At 72.5% G+C, this 16,584-nt stretch carries 15 protein-coding genes and 1 pseudogene; 9 read left to right on the plus strand and 7 right to left on the minus strand.

The window, feature by feature from the left end:
• Positions 1–21 precede the first annotated feature (21 nt).
• From UK12_RS22205 to UK12_RS22220, 4 genes are all read left to right on the plus strand, one after another.
• Positions 22–588, plus strand: a complete 567-nt coding sequence (locus UK12_RS22205; RefSeq protein ID WP_231591331.1) for a GbsR/MarR family transcriptional regulator — start codon at positions 22–24, stop codon at positions 586–588.
• A 126-nt stretch (positions 589–714) separates the two neighbouring features.
• Positions 715–1,215, plus strand: coding sequence for an STAS domain-containing protein (locus UK12_RS36795; RefSeq protein WP_052682062.1), 501 nt, complete (start codon positions 715–717; stop codon positions 1,213–1,215).
• Between the two features lie 62 nt (positions 1,216–1,277).
• Positions 1,278–1,652 carry a hypothetical protein gene (locus UK12_RS22215; protein WP_045304846.1) on the plus strand — a complete coding sequence of 125 codons (375 nt, stop codon included), beginning with the start codon at positions 1,278–1,280 and terminating at the stop codon, positions 1,650–1,652.
• A gap of 248 nt (positions 1,653–1,900) precedes the next feature.
• Positions 1,901–2,806 carry a hypothetical protein gene (locus tag UK12_RS22220; protein ID WP_045304847.1) on the plus strand — a complete coding sequence of 302 codons (906 nt, stop codon included), beginning with the start codon at positions 1,901–1,903 and terminating at the stop codon, positions 2,804–2,806.
• Between the two features lie 458 nt (positions 2,807–3,264).
• Here UK12_RS22220 and UK12_RS41530 read toward each other — a convergent pair whose 3' ends face one another.
• Positions 3,265–3,549: a hypothetical protein gene (locus tag UK12_RS41530; RefSeq protein WP_045304848.1), complete on the minus strand. Its 285-nt coding sequence runs from the start codon at positions 3,547–3,549 to the stop codon at positions 3,265–3,267.
• A gap of 82 nt (positions 3,550–3,631) precedes the next feature.
• Here UK12_RS41530 and UK12_RS22230 point away from each other — a divergent pair.
• The 5 genes and pseudogenes from UK12_RS22230 to UK12_RS22250 all read left to right on the plus strand — a co-directional run.
• A pseudogene (locus UK12_RS22230) lies at positions 3,632–4,192 on the plus strand (sigma-70 family RNA polymerase sigma factor); the annotation flags it as partial.
• Between the two features lie 473 nt (positions 4,193–4,665).
• The gene (locus tag UK12_RS22235) at positions 4,666–5,976 is read left to right on the plus strand and encodes an MFS transporter (RefSeq protein ID WP_231591332.1); all 1,311 of its coding nucleotides are present in this window, start codon (positions 4,666–4,668) and stop codon (positions 5,974–5,976) included.
• 94 nt (positions 5,977–6,070) lie between these two features.
• Positions 6,071–7,927, plus strand: a complete 1,857-nt coding sequence (asnB, locus tag UK12_RS22240; RefSeq protein WP_045304851.1) for an asparagine synthase (glutamine-hydrolyzing) — start codon at positions 6,071–6,073, stop codon at positions 7,925–7,927.
• 52 nt (positions 7,928–7,979) lie between these two features.
• Positions 7,980–9,257 carry a cytochrome P450 family protein gene (locus tag UK12_RS22245; protein WP_082119833.1) on the plus strand — a complete coding sequence of 426 codons (1,278 nt, stop codon included), beginning with the start codon at positions 7,980–7,982 and terminating at the stop codon, positions 9,255–9,257.
• An 84-nt stretch (positions 9,258–9,341) separates the two neighbouring features.
• Positions 9,342–10,304, plus strand: a complete 963-nt coding sequence (locus UK12_RS22250; protein ID WP_045304853.1) for an L-tyrosine/L-tryptophan isonitrile synthase family protein — start codon at positions 9,342–9,344, stop codon at positions 10,302–10,304.
• A gap of 96 nt (positions 10,305–10,400) precedes the next feature.
• Here UK12_RS22250 and UK12_RS22255 read toward each other — a convergent pair whose 3' ends face one another.
• From UK12_RS22255 to UK12_RS22280, 6 genes are all read right to left on the minus strand, one after another.
• The gene (locus UK12_RS22255; protein ID WP_331386663.1) at positions 10,401–11,195 is read right to left on the minus strand and encodes an ABC transporter ATP-binding protein; all 795 of its coding nucleotides are present in this window, start codon (positions 11,193–11,195) and stop codon (positions 10,401–10,403) included.
• A gap of 4 nt (positions 11,196–11,199) precedes the next feature.
• The gene (locus tag UK12_RS22260) at positions 11,200–12,222 is read right to left on the minus strand and encodes a FecCD family ABC transporter permease (RefSeq protein ID WP_231591333.1); all 1,023 of its coding nucleotides are present in this window, start codon (positions 12,220–12,222) and stop codon (positions 11,200–11,202) included.
• A 149-nt stretch (positions 12,223–12,371) separates the two neighbouring features.
• Entirely contained in the window at positions 12,372–13,469 is a 1,098-nt protein-coding gene (locus UK12_RS22265) for an ABC transporter substrate-binding protein (RefSeq protein ID WP_045304854.1), read from the minus strand.
• A gap of 444 nt (positions 13,470–13,913) precedes the next feature.
• Positions 13,914–14,381 (minus strand): hypothetical protein, encoded by a 468-nt coding sequence (locus tag UK12_RS22270; RefSeq protein WP_045304855.1) that lies wholly within the window; start codon positions 14,379–14,381, stop codon positions 13,914–13,916.
• 151 nt (positions 14,382–14,532) lie between these two features.
• The gene (locus UK12_RS22275; protein WP_045304856.1) at positions 14,533–14,907 is read right to left on the minus strand and encodes a hypothetical protein; all 375 of its coding nucleotides are present in this window, start codon (positions 14,905–14,907) and stop codon (positions 14,533–14,535) included.
• A gap of 248 nt (positions 14,908–15,155) precedes the next feature.
• Complete coding sequence (locus UK12_RS22280; RefSeq protein WP_197085075.1) at positions 15,156–16,256, minus strand: glycoside hydrolase family 16 protein; 1,101 nt, start codon at positions 16,254–16,256, stop codon at positions 15,156–15,158.
• Between the last annotated feature and the right edge of the window lie 328 nt (positions 16,257–16,584).

A 16,584-nucleotide genomic window follows, 5' to 3' on the forward strand; every position in this document is an offset into this window, starting at 1 on the left:
CGGGTGCGGCATGATGCGGCGGTGATCACGGAGCCGGCGGGAGAGGCCATGCAGACGCAGGACGGGCAGACGCAGGACGGGCAGGGGCGGGAGGGACGGGGACGGGGACGGGACGAGCAGGCCGTCGGCACCTTCATCGAGCGGTTCGCCAGCGTGCTCGCCGACGCGGGCTTCTCCCGGATGCCCGCGCGGATCTTCACCGCCCTGCTGGCCACCGACTCCGGACGGCTGACGGCGGCCGAACTCGCCGAACTCCTCCAGGTCAGCCCGGCGGCGGTCTCCGGCGGCGTCCGCTACCTGATCCAGCTCAACCTGGTCAGCCGCGAGCGCGACCCCGGCTCGCGCCGCGACCGCTACCGGGTGCACGACGACGTCTGGTACGAGGCCGCCGTGCGCCGCGACCAGATGCTGGTGCGCTGGGAGAGCAGCCTGCGGGAGGGCATCACCGCGCTCGGCGCGGACAGCCCGGCCGGGGCGCGGATGGCGGAGTCGCTGGAGTTCTTCGAGTTCATGCGCGGCGAACTGCCCGCCCTGCTGGCCCGCTGGCACACCCGCCGCACCGAGCTCCGCGCCGAGCGCGAGCGGTAGATCCGAACCCGAGGGCACCAGGGCCTTGTCAAGGCTGCGCTATTTGGGTTATATGACCGATATATCCGATAAACGCGGAACGCCGCGTGCGGGTGGAAGCAGGCCCTCGGGACAGGAGGGCACGACATGTATCTACAGCTGTCATCACGCCGGGAGGACGGCTGGTGGGTCGTGCGCGCGGCGGGCGAGCTCGACATCGCCACCGCCGAGCAGCTGCGCCTCCAGGTCAGCGGGATCCTCGCCCGGCGCGGCCCCCGGGCACGGGTGATCGCCGACCTCTCCGGGCTCTCGTTCTGCGACGCCTACGGCGCGGGGGCACTCGTCGACGCCCACAACACCGCACGGCGCCACGGCGGCCGGTTCCTCCTCGCCGTACCGGAGGGCAGGGTGCTGCGCCTCCTGCGACTGACCGGCCTCGACCGGCTGCTGCCGGTCTTCCCTACGGTCCACGAGGCCGCCTTCCGGGCGGCCGTCGCCGACCTCGTGCCGCTTGCGCACACCCTCCTGCCGGTCCCGCTGCGCGGACCCGCCGCCCCCGCACCGCCCGCCGGTCCGGCACCGGCACCCCCGGCGGCTCCCGGGCCACTGCAGTCGGCGGAGGCGATGCCCACCGCCCAGCTCGCGTAGCGGCCCCGCGACCCCCGATTCCGAGCCGCCACCGCCGAACCACCCAGGGAAAGGCAGGCGCCATGATCACCGAACTGGCTGTGGAACGAGTCGAATTCACCTGTGGGCACTGCTGGCACGGCTGGACCGCGGACTACGACGTGCAGCACTACCGCGACGAGGACGGCGCCGACTGGGAGTACTTCTCCCACGACGGCATTCCCGTCGCCTCCCCCTACTCGCCCGACGGCGCGCCCGCCTGCCCCGGCTGCCACCGCCACTGGGTCGGCCACCTCACCGCCCGCCGGCTCATCCCGCTCCCGACCAACGAGCCGGCCCGACCGCGTACCGGCGTGACGACCGACCCCGCACTGCACCGGCCCGAACGGCACTTCGCGCCGCCGATCCCCGTGACCTCGCACCAGCTGCCGACCCGTCAGCAACCCATCGGCCTCTGAAGCCCGTTCAACCACTCGGCGCCGCCGGGCTCACGGCATGACCGGGCTCACAGCGTGGCCGGGTGATTGGCGAGTCCGGGCCGCGGGCCCGCTCCTGAGGATCGGACAGCGGCGCCTCCAGGCCGTCCGGAACAGCGGGTTCCGGGCGGCCTCGGCATACCGTCCGCGCCACTGCCGACGGTCGAGTACCGGCCGAACACGGCGACAACCCGGAGGCGGTCGGACAGTCGGGCGGCACGGATGCGACGATGGTCGGCATCGTGACGACCTGGCAGCTCCGCACCATCCGCGCCGTGGTCTTCGCCACCCTGTGCGTGGCGATGTCCGCCACCGCGCACCTCAGCATGTCCGAAGCCGGGATCCCCGGGTGGGTCCTGCTCGCCGCCTTCGCCGGAACGGCCGCGGTCACCTGGCTGCTGGCCGGGCAGCGCCGCGGACCGGCGGTGATCAGCGCCTGGATGATCGCGGCTCAGACCTGTCTGCACCTGCTCTTCGAGCGCGGTGCACCGATGAGCACGGGTGCCTCCGCCGCCGCCGGCGCTTCCGGTCAGGCACACGGAGCCCTCGACTGGACCCGGCTGCTGCTCTGCACCTCCGACGGGATCCCCAACGGGGTGCAGCCCCTGGAGCTGGCCCGTGCGGCGGGCCTCGACCCGGCCGCCCTGTCCGCCGCCGGGCTTCCGCCCTACGGACCGGACTCGGCGGTTCAGGCCACACAGGCGATCCATCTGCACGGCGGCGCGGCCGGTCTGACCGACCCGTCGGCGATGTCACAGGCGATGCCCGGAATGCCCGCCGGGTCCGGATCCGTCGGCGGCTCCGTCGGTGCCCTGTCGGAGTCGATGGCGCCGTCGATGGCGCACGGGCTCTCGACGGGCATGCTCCTCGCCCACCTGCTGGCGGGCCTGGCCTGCGCGCTGCTGCTCTGGCGCGGCGAAGCCGCGGTGGCCGGTCTGTTCCAGCTGGTCCGGACGCTGGCGGCGGTCCTGGTACCGCTGCTCCTGCTGTTCGTACCGCGCAGCCCGGAGCCGTCCGTCCCGGGCCCGGCGGCGCGCCGACGAACCGGGCAGCCCAGATCGGTGCTGCTCACACATGCCGTCGTCCGGCGCGGGCCACCGGTCGTCCTCGCTGTGCCCAGCGCCCGCCTCGGCTGAGCCCAGGACGTCCCGAACCGACGTCCGACCACGATCCGACCTACGCCTCACCCAAGTGCGGTGTGCGTCGGATCCCGGAGACCCCGCGCGCCTCCCGGCGCCGACTCCGGGGTCCGCTCGGCAGCGGCGGGCAGGTCGCCCCCGCCCGCGCCTCCCGGTCCTCCCGGGTGGTCGCGGGGGCCGGCTCGCACCACCGCGACGGACGACCGTGCCCGGACCGCTGTTCCGGTCCTGCGGCCGCACGCCCCCTGCGCCCCTGCTCCGGGCTGCAGAGGCGTGCCTCCGGCGCGCCGTGGTGACGCGCGCTCTCCTGGCGGTGCCGCCGATCGCGGCGCCGCAGCCACTCCCTGCCCTCAGGACATGCCATGACCTCAGGACATCCCATCGGCGGCGGACACCCCGCCGCCTCCGTCAGCGCCCGGGTCGGCGCACCCGCAGCCAATCCGGCCGCAGCGCTCTCACGCCGTCCGGGCCTCGTCGTCCCCGTCGGCGTCCAGCCGCTCCAGCAGCCGATCCAGCAGCCCGGCGGACCACTCGGCCGACGGGCCCTGGGCCCCGGCCGTCAGTGCCCGCAGCCTGCGAGCCGCCGCCAGCCAGTCGCGGCAGTCGGCGCACTGCTCCGCGTGCGCGGCGAGGCCCCCCTCCCCGTGTCCGTCCCCGGCGCCGACCGGCGTGAGCGCCGCACCCGTACGCTCACCGTCGAGCTGGGCGGACATCGCACTTCGGTAGTCGGCACAGGTCATGCCGTCATGGTCTCCTACTCGACCGTGTGTCCGGTAGCGCCGGAGCCCTCGGCCGCTCCGGCGGTCCGGGCCGTCCGGGCCGGTGGGCCGGGGGTGTGCCGTGGATGACGAGCAGCTGACGGCCGTGGCCCTGCGCGCCCGGAGCGGGCGCCCCGCGGACATCGAGGCGTTCGTCCGGGCCACCCAGCGGGATGTGTGGCGGTTCGTCGCGCACCTGACCGACGTCCAGTCCGCGGACGATCTCGCCCAGGAGACCTTCCTGCGCGCACTGCGCAGCCTGCCCGGCTTCGCGGGTCGCTCCTCCGCCCGGACCTGGCTGCTGTCGATCGCCCGCCGGGTGGTGGTGGACCGCTACCGCAGCGCGGCGGCCCGTCCGCAGTGCGCGGCGCTGCCGGACTGGCAGGCCGCGGCCGAACAGCAGCAGCGGCCCGACGAGGTGCCGCGCTTCGAGAACGAGGTGGTGCTCAGCGACCTGCTGGACCGGGTGCCCGCACAGCGGCGCGAGGCGTTCGTCCTCACCCAGGTCGTCGGGCTCAGCTACGCCGAGGCAGCGGCGGTGTCCGGCTGCCCGGTGGGCACCGTACGGTCCCGGGTCGCGCGGGCCCGGGACGATCTGGTGACGCTGCTCCGCTCGGCGGACGGCGACGGGGGTGCGACCGACCCGGCGGGGCGCGGTTCGGCTGCGGGCGGTTCGGCGGGGCGCGGTTCGGTAGGCGGTTCGGCGGGGCGCTGCGGGATCGGGGAACCGCAGCGTCCCGGGCCGACGCCGTGGGCCGGGCGGGAGCGATCTCCCGCACTGGCGGGCTGACGGCTGCGTCGTACGCGTGCTGATCGGCTGCTGTCCGCACCGACCCGAAAATCAACCGTCTGTTCGGGAACTCGCGGCGGCCGACGCCCGACTGCTGTGACGGACGCCGTCGCCCGACGGCGTCCGTCACTACGGAAGGAGGGGCTCGCATGCTCCCACGAGAGCCGGGAACCCACCCGGGTCCGGGCCCCCGTCGGTCTCCCGACGACGGCCCGGACCCGGGTAGCGCTGGGTCGCCGTCCGGCGGCGGGCAGGCCGGGCAGGCCGGGCAGGCCGCCGCATCGTTGACGGTCGACCGGTGGAGCCTGGTGTTCGTCGCAGGTCTGCTGTCCTTCGTGGCGATGCTCGACATGAACATCGTCAACATCGCGGTCTCCTCGCTCTCCCGCAGCTTCGGGGTCTCCGTCGAGACCGCCCAGTGGGCCGTGCTCGGGTACCAGCTGCCCGTGGTCGCCCTGCTGCTGCCCGCCGGCCAGTGGCTGGACCGGGCGGGGCTGCGGCCCGCCCTGCTCTGCGCGATCTGCGGCTTCGCGCTGGGCAGCACGGCCGCCGCGGTCGCGCCCTCGGCACTCTGGCTGATCGCCGCCCGACTTGTGCAGGGGACCTTCGGCGCAGTGCTGTTCGTGCTGATGCCGGTGCTGGCCGCACGGTCGGTCCGGCCCGAGCTGCGCGGTCGGGCGATGAGCGTCCCCGCCACCCTCGGACCGCTCGGTGCGGTGACCGGACCTGCCCTCGGCGGGCTGCTGCTGGACCACCTCGGCTGGCGGGCGGTCTTCCTGGTGAAGCTGCCGGTCTGTCTCGCCGCTCTGCTGATCGCCCGGCGGAACGTCCCGCCGGGCGGCACCCTGCGCCTGCCCGACCGGCGCACCCTCGCCGACGCCGCGCTGGTCGGCGGCGCGGTGACCGCCGTCCTGCTCGCGCTCAGCCTCTCCCCCGGCTCGCCGTTCTGGCTGCTGCTGGCGGTGCCGGCCGTACCGCTCGCCGTCGGCTGGGCGAGAAGACCCGGCGGCCGCCGGGTCACCGCCGTGCTGCGCGACGCGGGCACGTACGGGGTCCACGCGGCCGTGCTGGCGCTGGCGGCGGGCTTCGCCGCGATGCACTACCTGATCGCACTGCACCTCCAGCGGGACGAGGCGGTGAGCGCCACCACGACCGGACTGACCGTGCTCTGCTTCCCCGCCGCCATGGGCCTGGCCGGGCCGCTCGGCGGGCGCCTCGCCGACCGCTTCGGCGCGCGCGCCCTGGCCACCGCCGGGGCCGCGCTGACCGCGGTCGGCCTCCTGCTGCTCGTACCGCTCGGGGACGGCTGGACACCGGCCGACGTCGCCTGGCGGCTGGCGCTCGCCGGATTCGGGACCGGGCTGTACGGCGGTCCGGTGCAGGCCCTGGTGATGAGCGCCGCGCTGCCGGAGCGGATGGCCACGGCGGGCTCGGCGGTCCAACTCGCCCGCAGCCTCGGGTTCACCCTCGGCCCCGCGCTGGCCACCGCCGTCTGGGCGCTCGGCGGCGCCGACAGCGGCGGCGTACGGGCCGGGCTGACGCTGGCGGCGCTCGGTGCCGGTGCGGCGGCGGCCCTGCTGCTCCGGCCCGGACGGCGCCCGGCAGCGCCCGCCGGCTGACCGGCCGTACCGACCCGCAGCCCGCAGCCCGCAGCCCGCAGCCCGCAGCCACATTCCACACCCCGCAGACCAGTTCGCACCGAGGAGCAGCCATATGTGCGGCATCACCGGCTGGGTGTCCTTCCGCCCGGACACCCTGGCCACCCAAGCCGGCCACGACCTCCAGAACGCCGGGGTCATCGAGGCGATGACCGCCACTATGGCCCGGCGCGGCCCGGACGCCGCGGGTGTCTGGCTCGGCACCCACGCGGCCCTCGGGCACCGCCGGCTCTCCGTGCTCGACCCGGTCGGCGGCGTCCAGCCGATGGCCGACCGGCCCGACCGGCCCGGCGTCGTCCTCAGCTACAGCGGCGAGGTCTACAACCACCACCGGCTGCGCGCCGAACTCCGCCGCCTCGGGCACGAGTTCCGCACCCGCAGTGACACCGAGGTGGTCCTCCGCGGCTACCAGCAGTGGGGCACGGGCCTCGCCGACCGGCTGGAGGGCATGTACGCCTTCGCGATCTGGGACGAGCACCGCGAGCAACTCCTGCTCGTCCGGGACCGCCTGGGCGTCAAGCCGCTGTTCTGGGCGCGGATCGACGGCGGGGTTGCCTTCGGTTCCGAGCCCAAGGCCCTGTTCGCACACCCCGAGTTGAGCCCCCGGGTGGACGCGGACGGGCTGCGCGAGGCGTACAGCCTGCTGTTCAACACCGGCCCCACGCTCTGGGCCGGCGTGCGCGAGGTACCGCCGGGCGGGCTGCTCGTCATCGGCCGTGACGGCATACGGGAGCACCGGTACTGGGAGTTGACGGCCCGCCCGCACACGGCCGACCTGCCCGGGACCGTCGAGCAGGTGCGCTCCCTGGTGAACCACACCGCGCGCGCCCAGCTGGAGGCGGACGTCCCGCTGTGCAGTCTGCTCTCCGGCGGCCTCGACTCGACCGTCCTCACCGCTCTCGCCGCCGACGAACTCCGGCTCACCTACGGCACGCAGGCGCGGTTGCGCTCGTACGCCGTCGACTACAGCGACCAGGCCGAGAGCTTCACCGGCGACGTGCTGCGCACCGGCCACGACACCCCGTACGCCGCCGAGGCGGGCCGCTTCATCGGTACCGACCACAGCACGGTGGTCCTCGACCCGCTCGCGCTGCTCGACCCCGAGCACCGGCGGGCGGTGGTGGTCGCCCGGGACTCGCCGATCGGCGTCGGGGACATGGACACCTCGCTCTACCTGCTCTTCGGCGAGATCCGCCGGCACTCCACGGTCGCACTCTCCGGCGAGGCGGCCGACGAGGTCTTCGGCGGCTACCCCTGGTTCCACAACCCGGCCGCCATCGCCGCGGAGACCTTTCCCTGGCTGCTGGTCACCGGCGACGAGGCGGCGATGCCGCTCAACCCCGAACTCGCCGCCGAGCTGCGGATCGGCGAGTTCCGCGACGCGACCTACCGCGACGCCCTCGTCGCCGTCCCGCACCTGGACGGCGAGGACCCGACGGAACACCGCCAACGCGAGCTCCAGCACCTCTCACTGACCCGCTGGCTGCGCCAACTGCTGCACCGCAAGGACAGGTTGAGCATGGCCCAGGGGCTGGAGGTCCGCGTGCCGTACTGCGACCACCGGCTGGTCGAGTACGCCTTCAACACGCCCTGGTCGATGAAGAGCCACGACGGCCGGGAGAAGAGCCTGCTGCGCGACGTCGGCACCGGCATGGCGCCGGAGTCCGTCCTGTACCGGCCCAAGAACCACTACCCGGCCACCCACCACCCCGAGTACACCCGGGGGTTGCAGCAGCTCGCCCGCGCGGCCCTCGACCTGTCCGCCGTCCGCGAGATCGCCGACGCCGCAGTCCTGAAGCCCGCCCTGGACGCCGCTCCCGAGCGACTGTCCTGGGGCCAACGCCTGCGGCTGGAACGGGTGGTGGACCTCTCGCTCTGGCTCGACCACCACCGGCCGACGCTCACCCTCTGACGTCCGCTGCCCGACCTATCCGACCCACCCGTCTCGCCCGAAGGGTTTCCCGATGACCCCGCCCGACCCCCGCCCCGCTACCGATCCACCGCGCTGCCCGGTGGCCCACGGCGTCGAGCCGGTGCCGCTGTACGGAAGCGAGTACAAGCGCGACCCGTACCCGCTCTACCGCGAACTGCGCGAAGCCGGTCCGGTGCACCGGGTCCGGTTCCCCAGCGGCATAGCCGCCTGGCTGGTGACCGGCTACCAGGCCGCCCACCAGGCGCTCAACGACCCGCGGCTGGGCAAGAACCACAGCCTCGGCAACGACAACTGGCGGCGACTCGCCTCGATCATGCCCGAACCCCAGCACTCCCGGCTCCAGGTGCACCTGCTGCACCAGGACCCGCCCAAGCACACCGGGATGCGCCGCCTCGTCCTGGACGCCTTCGCGCCGCGCCGGATCGAATCGCTGCGCCCGCGCTTCCAGCAACTGGCCGACGCCCTGGTGGACGCCCTGCCCGAGCACGGGGGCGCGGACCTGATCGGCGGCTTCGCGGCCCACTTCCCGTTCCAGGTCCTGGCCGAAGTCATCGGACTGCCCGCGGAACTGGCGCGACGCTTCGACCGCGACTGGGGCAAGGTGGTGCAGCCGGTCGGCCCGAACGACCCCGGCCGGCCTGCCTACGAGGCCCGGCTCCGAGCCCTCCAGCACTACATCGCCGACGTGATCGAGGCCAAGCGCACAGCACCGGCGGACAACCTGCTCGGACGGCTGGTCACCGCACGGGACGGCGGCGAGCTCAGCCAGGAGGAGCTGGACTCGATGATCTTCCAGCTGCTGGTGGCCGGCCAGGAACCGGTCACCAACCAGATCAGCACCATGCTGATGACCCTGCTGCGCCATCCCGACCAGCTGGCACGGCTGCGCCGGGACCCCGCGCTGCTCCCCCGGGCGGTCGAGGAACTCCTGCGCCACGACGGTGCGTTCGAGCTGACCACCTGGCGCTTCTTCGCCGAGGACAGCGAGCTGCACGGCACCCGGATCCCCGCCGGGGACTCGGTGATCGTCTCGCTCTGCGCGGCCAACCGCGATCCCGAGCAGTTCCCCGAGGCCGACACCCTCGACTTCGACCGCTCCCCCAACTCGCATCTGTCCTTCGGCCACGGGGTCCACTTCTGCCCCGGCGCCGCCCTGGCCCGCGCCGAGCTGCAGATCGCCCTCGGCACCCTGCTCGCCCGCCTGCCCGGCCTGCGTCCGGCCGTCGCCGAGTCCGAGATCGAGTGGATCCCGGCCGTCCTCGCCCGTGGCGTCAACCGCCTGCCCGTGGCCTACGACCAGCGCGACTGACCCGACCCCGTCCGATTCATCCGCGTTCGCGCGGCCTTGCGGCCTGCCCGGACGCCATACCGCCATGCCCTCGTGGAGGACCGCATGCCGCCCGTCGGCACCATCGCCGCCCCCGTACCGCCCGTCGTCTCCCCGGACCAGGTCGAACGCACCTGCGCCGCCGTCCTGGAGCTGCTGCTGCCCCACCGCCGCGCCGCCGACCCCGACGAGCCAGCTCCTGTTACGGCCTTCCCGCACCAACTGCGCCAGCTCGCCTCCTTCGTGGCCGTCGGCGACCCGATCGTGTTCACCCTGCCCGGCTTCCCGTGCAAGTCCCCGAACCCCGCCAAGGTGCTGGGTCACCTCCCGGACGAGGGCGAACGGCTCTCGCTCGGCTTCCTGGACGAGCTGTGCGCGGCCGTCCGCGAGATACACGCGCCCGGCGCCCGGATGGTGATCTGCTCGGACGGCCACATCTTCGGCGATCTGGTGCGCGTCCCGGACGACCATATCGACGCCTACTCGGACGAGTTGAAGGCCGTCATCCGCCGCGAGCAGTTCCAGCACCTCTCGGTCTTCGACCTGCGCGACGTCCTCGGCGACCTGCCGCACGACGAGAAGCGCGCCCTGGTGCACGCCCGGTACGCGCCGACGGTCGACCAACTGCGTGCCGAGATCCGCTCGGACGTCGACACCGAACGCCTCTACTGCGGCATCACCCGCTTCCTGGTGGACGACACCGCCGACTTCCCCGGCACCAGATCCGCCCTGCAACGCGAGTGCCGCCGACGCGCGTACGGCGTGATCCAGCGCAGCCGCGCCTGGGGCGACCTGATCGCCGACCACCACCCGCGCTCGGTCCGGCTCTCCATCCACCCGCAGCGCCGAGGTGCCGCCAAGTTCGGCATCAACCTGCTCGACTCGCACGACGCCTGGACCACCCCCTGGCACTCCTGTGTCCTCCACCGGCCGGACGGCAGCTGGGAGTTGCTCAAGCGCGAGCTCGCCGAACAGGCCGGACGCCTGATCCTGCGGGACGGCCGGCCCAGCCACTACGAGGCCGGCTGACTCCCGCACAGCCGTGCGTCGGCGCAGCGGCGCGGGGCCCGGTCGGCTCTCGCGCCGCTGCGCGGGCGGCGGGTGCGGCGGATGCGGCGGATGCGGTCAGGGCAGCGGCGCGGTGCCGACCGGGCTGCGGTGGTCGAACGCGATCAGCGGGTCGCCGGTGAGCGGGTGGTCGACCACTGCGGCCCGCACGCCGAACACCTCGGCCAGCAGCTCCGGGGTGAGGACGTCGCGCGGTCCGCCCGAGGCCACCACCTCGCCCCGGTGCAGGACGTGCAGGCGGTCGCAGAGCGAGGCCGCGGCGTTGAGGTCGTGCAGCGAGATCAGGGTGGTCCGGCGCTGGGCGCGCAGCAGGGCGAGCAGTTCGACCTGGTGCTGGACGTCGAGGTGGTTGGTGGGCTCGTCCAGCACCAGGACGTCCGGCTGCTGGGCGAACGCCCGTGCGAGCAGGACGCGTTGGCGTTCACCGCCGGAGAGGGCGGCGAAACTGCGGCGTTCGTGGCCGGCCAGGCCGACCTGGGCGAGTGCGTCGGCCACCGCCGCCCGATCCTGGGTACTCTCCCCGGCGAAGGCCCGCTGGTAGGGCGAGCGTCCCATCGCCACCACCTCGCGGACGGTGAACTCGAAGTCGCTGCCGCGCTCCTGAGGGAGTGCCGCGAGGTGCCGGGCGGCCTCCGCCGGCGCGAGTTCCCGGACGTCCCGGTCGGCGAGCAGGACGCGGCCGGACGTCGGCTTCAGATGGCGGTAGACGGTGCGCAGCAGGGTGGACTTCCCGCTGCCGTTGGGGCCGATCAACCCGGCGATCTCACCTTCCCCGGCAACCAGGTGGACGCCGGAGAGGATGCTGCGGCCGGAGAGGGTGACGGACACGTCGTCCACGGCGATTCGCATCATCGGTTCAGCGCTCCAGGCGTCGGTCGAGCAGGTAGAGCAGGGCGGGTGCGCCGATCAGCGCGGTGACGACGCCGATCGGGACTTCCTGCGTGTCCAGCGCGGTCCGGGCAACGGTGTCCACCATCACCAGCAGGACCGCCCCGGCCAGGGCGGAGACCGGCAGCAGGCGCCGGTGGTCGCCGCCGACCACCAGTCGGCAGGCGTGCGGGACGAGCAAGCCGACGAAGCCGATCGCGCCGGAGACCGCGACCAGGACGCCGGTGAGCAGGCTGGTGACGACGAAGAGTTCACGGCGCAGCCGGACCACGTCCACGCCGAGTCCGGCGGCGGTCTCGTCACCCATCAGCAGGGCGTTGAGCGCGCGGGCGCGGGCCTGGAGGACCAGCAGGCCGAGCGCCACCGCTCCGGCGGGGATGGCGAGTTGGCTCCACTGGGCGCCGCTGAGGCTGCCCATCAGCCAGAACAGAACGCCCCTGGTCTGCTGCTCGTCCCCGGCCTGGAGGACCAGGTAGCTGGTGAAGCCGGAGAGGAACTGCCCGATCCCGACGCCGGCCAGCACCAGCCGCAACGGCGAGAACCCGCCGCCGCGCCTGGCCATCGTCCACACCAGGGCGAAGGCGGCGAGCGCCCCGGCGAAGGCCGCGCCGGAGGCTCCGAATCCGATCGCGGACCCGGCGCCCGTGCCGAGGACGACGGCGGCGACCGCGCCGAGCGAGGCTCCGGAGGAGATCCCCAGCAGGTAGGGGTCGGCGAGCGGGTTGCGGACGAGGGCCTGGACGGCGGCGCCGACCAGGCCGAGCCCGGCGCCGACCACGGCGGCCAACAGGGCTCGCGGGGCGCGGAGTTGCCAGACGATGAGGTCACGCGATCCCGGCTCGGCCGCGCCGCCGGTCAGTCGGCGGCCCACCACGGACCAGACCTCGCCGACCGGGATGTCCACCGACCCCAGTGAGACGGCGGCGGTCAGCGCGGCGAGCAGGGCCACACCGAGCAGCGCGGCCACCACCCCGGCCCGTACGGACCGCACGGACCGCACGGCACGCCCGGCCCCGCCCTTAGGCTCGGCCTCGGAACCGGACTCGGAATCGGCCTCAGACTCGGAGCCGGATCCGGCGCCGATTTCGGGATCCTCAGGACCGGGGCCGGTGCCCGCCCGGGTGGCGGCTGACGCCGCCATCACTTCACCAGGTCGGGGTGGACGGTGCGGGCGATCTGCTGCACGGTGTCGGCGTTGCGGACGCCGGCGATGGTGGTGACCTCGGAACCGATCCGGACGAAGTGGCCCTCCTGGACGGCCTTCAGGCCCTTGGTCGCCGGGAAGTCCCGCAGGAACTGGGCGGCCTCGTCGAAGGCCTTGGCGTTGTCCGCCTCGCTCCCCCGGTTGCGGACGCCGAGCTGGATCCAGTCGGGGTTCTTGGCCACCACGTCCTCCCAGGCGACCGGCTTGAAGTCGCCGTCGCAGTCGGCGAAGACGTTGCGCGCGCCGGCCAGGGTGATCACGGCGTTGGCCACCTGCTTGCCGCAGACGGCCATCGGCTGCTTGGTCCCGGCGTCGAAGTCGAAGAAGAAGTACGTGGGGCGCTGGTCAGCCGGGACCGCCTTGACGGCGGCCTGGACGGCACCGGTCTTCTGCTCCATACCGGTGACAAGCTCGTCCGCCTTGGCGGACGTGCCGGTGATCGCGCCCAGACGCTTGATGTCGGCCTCGACCTCGGCGAGGTCCTGCTGCGGACCCTTGCGGGTGGCGGCGCAGGCGGTGGAGTGCAGGTAGACGTGCTTGACCCCGGCCGCCGCGAACTCCTGCTCGGTGGGCGCGGAGCCCATTGCCCCGCCCATACCGCCGCCGCCCGTGCCGTTCATGGCGGCGAAGGTGTCGATGTAGAGGTCGGCGCCCGATCCGAGCAGCTTCTCCTTGGCGATCACCATCTGGCCGAGCACGGGCACCTTCGCCGCCTGGGCGGCGAGGTCGTCCGGCATGGTGCCCTTGCCGGGCGGGAACCCGGTGCCTATCACCTGGCCCCCGGCCCCGAGCCGGAGCAGCATCTCCAGGCTGGAGGCGTTGCTGGTGACGATCCGCTTCGGAGCGGACGTGAAGATGGTCTCGGCACCGCCGCAGTCCGTCACCTTCACCGGGTAGGCACCGGCCCCACCTGCGGCCGCCGCGGTCGTACCGGTCGCGTCGCCGGACGGCCCGTCCGACGGGCTGCCACTGCCACAGCCGGCGGCGAGCAGGGCCACGGCGGCGGCCAGGCCGCACAACACGCGAGAACGCATGGAACTCTCCTGGAAATCCGGATGCACACGGGCCGCCGCTGCGGCCCGGACCAGGTAGTCGTACCGATCCGGCGTGGAGTTCCCGTGCCCGGCGGGGATTTTCGCTCAGCGGCACCCGCACCCCCGCCTCCGCCGACCCCGCGGCATCCCCAACCGGGACGAGCGCCGCGGCCAACTCCTCCACCGCCACCACTCGACGCCCCAACACCGCCCTCGCCGACTTCAGCTCACCCTCGAGGCGCTCCAACTCCGCCTCCAGATCCTCCACCCGCGCCCGAGCGGCCTCCCGCCGCTCCTCCAGCAACCCCAGCGGCGACGGCGGCATCACACATTCCGTTCCCACCTCGACAACCCGACGCCGAAACCCTGCCGCCCAACCCCGAACACCATGCCTGAACAGCGAAAAGTCATACGCCGCAAACGGATTGCGGATGCCTTCTCAGGTCAGTCCGTCACGGTGACCGTGAACGGTGACGCGGTGTCGCCCGGGTGGTGGTCGTGCGCGCTCTGCACGGACACCAGTCCCTGCAGGCTGGCCGACCGCGTGATGAGCGTCGAGGCGGTGACCGGCACCAGCGCGGTTGCGGTCGCCAGGGCCGGGAGTCCGGCGGGGAAGGTGCAGCGGACTCTGGAGGCCGAGCCGTTGGCGCGGCAGTTGTCGGGGAAGTACGGGCCGGTGGCGGTCACCCCGTCGGGAAGGGTCACCGTCACGGTGAACGGTACGTCGGTGGTGTCGGGGCCGGTGTTGGCGATGAAGGCGTGCACGGTGGTGCTTCCGCCCGGAGTGATCGGGTTCGGATCGATCCGCACCACCGAGAGGTGGTAGTCCGCGGGCGTTTGCGCGATCGCGACGGGCGCTGCGGCCGCAGCCACGGCCAGGGCTGCCGCGGCCGTGAGGATGTTTCGGAGCATTGCACGTATTCCTTGTTGGCTAGAGCTACGGGTGGAGCGCCCGTCTGCAGAGCCGAGATCGCGCTCCCGGAGTGCACGGAATCCGGGGAGGATGCTCGTCGTCGGTGGCGGTCACGGCCAGGGACCGGGGCGATCTGTGCCCGCCCGGAGATCAGGCGGTTCTGATGGTGAATTTCACGGTACGGATCTTGGCGTCCGGGTCGTCGGGGTTGGTCACGGTCACCGAGCCGTCGCGCAGTTTCGAGTGCGGTGGCGCGCTTGCCGCGATCTGCGCGGGGATGTTCACGATCGCGGTCCTCAGGTTGTTGAGGCCTGCGGGGAACGCGCAGGTGATGGTGGCTCCGAGCGGGTCGGCCAGGCACGAGTCGGGAAAGAACGGGCCGGTGGCGGTGGTGTTGTCGGGCATGTTGACCGTGACGGTGAACGGTGAGGCCGTTCGGGCGGGGCCCTTGTTGGCCAGCAGGATGTGCACCGTGACGTTGCCGCCCACCGGGGCGGGATCCGGGTCGGGATCGATGTGTGCCACAGGCACCCGTGCCTGGGCAGGGGCGCGCTTGGCAGCGTGGTCGCCCGGCGCGGCGGTGCCGACGGCTGGAGCCGCGCTCAGCGCGCATGTCGCCAGGACGGTCCACAGGGCCCATCCACGACGTGGGCCTGACCTACAAAAACTGACCATCACCTGTCCTAGGGGAAGTTCGCACGCCGGCCGCGAGCGAGGATTGCGGGAGTGGGAGGTGGGACATACGGCGCCGGCCTGAAAGAAGGCCGGTGTTCTTATCGCCATACGTGCACGTAGTCGGCGGAGAAGCCGATCGGGTTCGAGTTCGACGGCGCGGGGTGCCAGGTGCCGGCGTCGACGGAGAGGTTCAGGATGATGTATGCGGAGAACGACGTTCCCACGCCCTTGTTGTCGGAGAAGACCTTGACGCCGTTGACGTACCAGTCGACCGACGTGGCGCCGTAGACCGCTCCTACCTTTACCGAGCAGTTGGGGCTCACCGCGCCGGAGTTGGTGTAGTAGTCCTGGGCCGTGTTGACGTGGTTGGTCAGTTCCAGGAGGTTCGGGTTGTCGGGGTGGTACTCGAACTTGTCGACCTCGGTGTCGCCGTTCTTCCATGACCAGAGCGCGGGCCACGCTCCCAGGCCTGAGGGGAGGGCGACCGACGTCTCGATGTAGTCGCCCGTTTTGACCTGGAAGCCCTGGGTGGAGCCCTCCGTGGTGAGCAGGCCGGTGTCCCATGCCTGCTTGCCGTTCTCCAGGACGTGGGTGCTGGGGCGGGCGGTGAAGGTGGCCAGTCCGTTGGCGTAGGTGATGTTGGCGGGGTTCAGCCAGTCGAGCTTGTCGTCGTTCGGGTTGTGGGTGCCGTACTGGTAGGAGCTGGTCGTGCTGGCCTGCCACTTGGCGCCGTAGGTGATCGGGGCGTTGAACTCCTCCGCGAAGGTGAGGGTCTTTCCCTTGGTCGGGTCGCTCGGGGTTCCCGACGTGGCCACGGTCAGGGTGACCTGGGGGAGATTGTGGTAGCCGGTCGCGTCCCGGTAGAAGCCGAACTCCTTGTAGGTGCCAGCGGGGAAGGTACGCGATCCGGTGGTGAGCGTGTAGCCGCTCGGGCACAGCAGTGGGTTGGCGACCGACCCCGGGAAGTCGTAGTTGTTCCCCGCCGAGTCCCGCACGGCCACGCCGAGTTGCAGCACCGTGACACAGGCAGACGAGTGCACCTTCAAAGTGGCGGTGACCGGGCTGTTCGGAGAGGCGGTGGTCGGCGTGAGGCTGTCCTGGGTGACAGTGACCGCGGACAGCGCGATGGCACCCGGGGTCAACGCGAGCGCGAAGAGAGCTGTGATCGCCAGCAGGGCGATCCTGATCCTTGCATGCATATAGGTTCCTTCTGGCGAGGTGCAGCCATTCCCGGACCTGCAAATATCATTTTCATGGATTTCGATGGAGATATATTGCGAGGGCCGATATGGCTGCATGCAATCTATCGAAATGCCGGACATTAATGGCACTGCATCGGGCGGTGTGTCGCCACCGAAGGAAAGCCGCTGCCCGCATCGTAGAAGGTGAACGAATCAGCCCGGATCCACCGTGTGATCGCTGTCGGGGAGGTCCCGTAGAACGAAGAGATGCCTTGCGACCTGCGATGATGGGAGTTCTCTAGGCTCCACCACGCACAATCGGCAAGGCATCTCGTAAGTGCAATCC

Source organism: Saccharothrix sp. ST-888 (assembly GCF_000955975.1).
Classification (GTDB): Bacteria; Actinomycetota; Actinomycetes; order Streptomycetales; family Streptomycetaceae; genus Kitasatospora.

Coding starts and splice junctions, on each gene's coding strand:
- UK12_RS22265 (WP_045304854.1), bottom strand. CDS start 13,469: ATGCGTTCTCGCGTGTTGTGCGGCCTGGCCGCCGCCGTGGCCCTGCTC.
- UK12_RS22220 (WP_045304847.1), top strand. CDS start 1,901: ATGGTCGGCATCGTGACGACCTGGCAGCTCCGCACCATCCGCGCCGTG.
- UK12_RS41530 (WP_045304848.1), bottom strand. CDS start 3,549: ATGACCTGTGCCGACTACCGAAGTGCGATGTCCGCCCAGCTCGACGGT.
- UK12_RS36795 (WP_052682062.1), top strand. CDS start 715: ATGTATCTACAGCTGTCATCACGCCGGGAGGACGGCTGGTGGGTCGTG.
- UK12_RS22245 (WP_082119833.1), top strand. CDS start 7,980: ATGACCCCGCCCGACCCCCGCCCCGCTACCGATCCACCGCGCTGCCCG.
- UK12_RS22270 (WP_045304855.1), bottom strand. CDS start 14,381: ATGCTCCGAAACATCCTCACGGCCGCGGCAGCCCTGGCCGTGGCTGCG.
- UK12_RS22215 (WP_045304846.1), top strand. CDS start 1,278: ATGATCACCGAACTGGCTGTGGAACGAGTCGAATTCACCTGTGGGCAC.
- asnB (WP_045304851.1), top strand. CDS start 6,071: ATGTGCGGCATCACCGGCTGGGTGTCCTTCCGCCCGGACACCCTGGCC.
- UK12_RS22280 (WP_197085075.1), bottom strand. CDS start 16,256: ATGCATGCAAGGATCAGGATCGCCCTGCTGGCGATCACAGCTCTCTTC.
- UK12_RS22250 (WP_045304853.1), top strand. CDS start 9,342: ATGCCGCCCGTCGGCACCATCGCCGCCCCCGTACCGCCCGTCGTCTCC.
- UK12_RS22255 (WP_331386663.1), bottom strand. CDS start 11,195: ATGATGCGAATCGCCGTGGACGACGTGTCCGTCACCCTCTCCGGCCGC.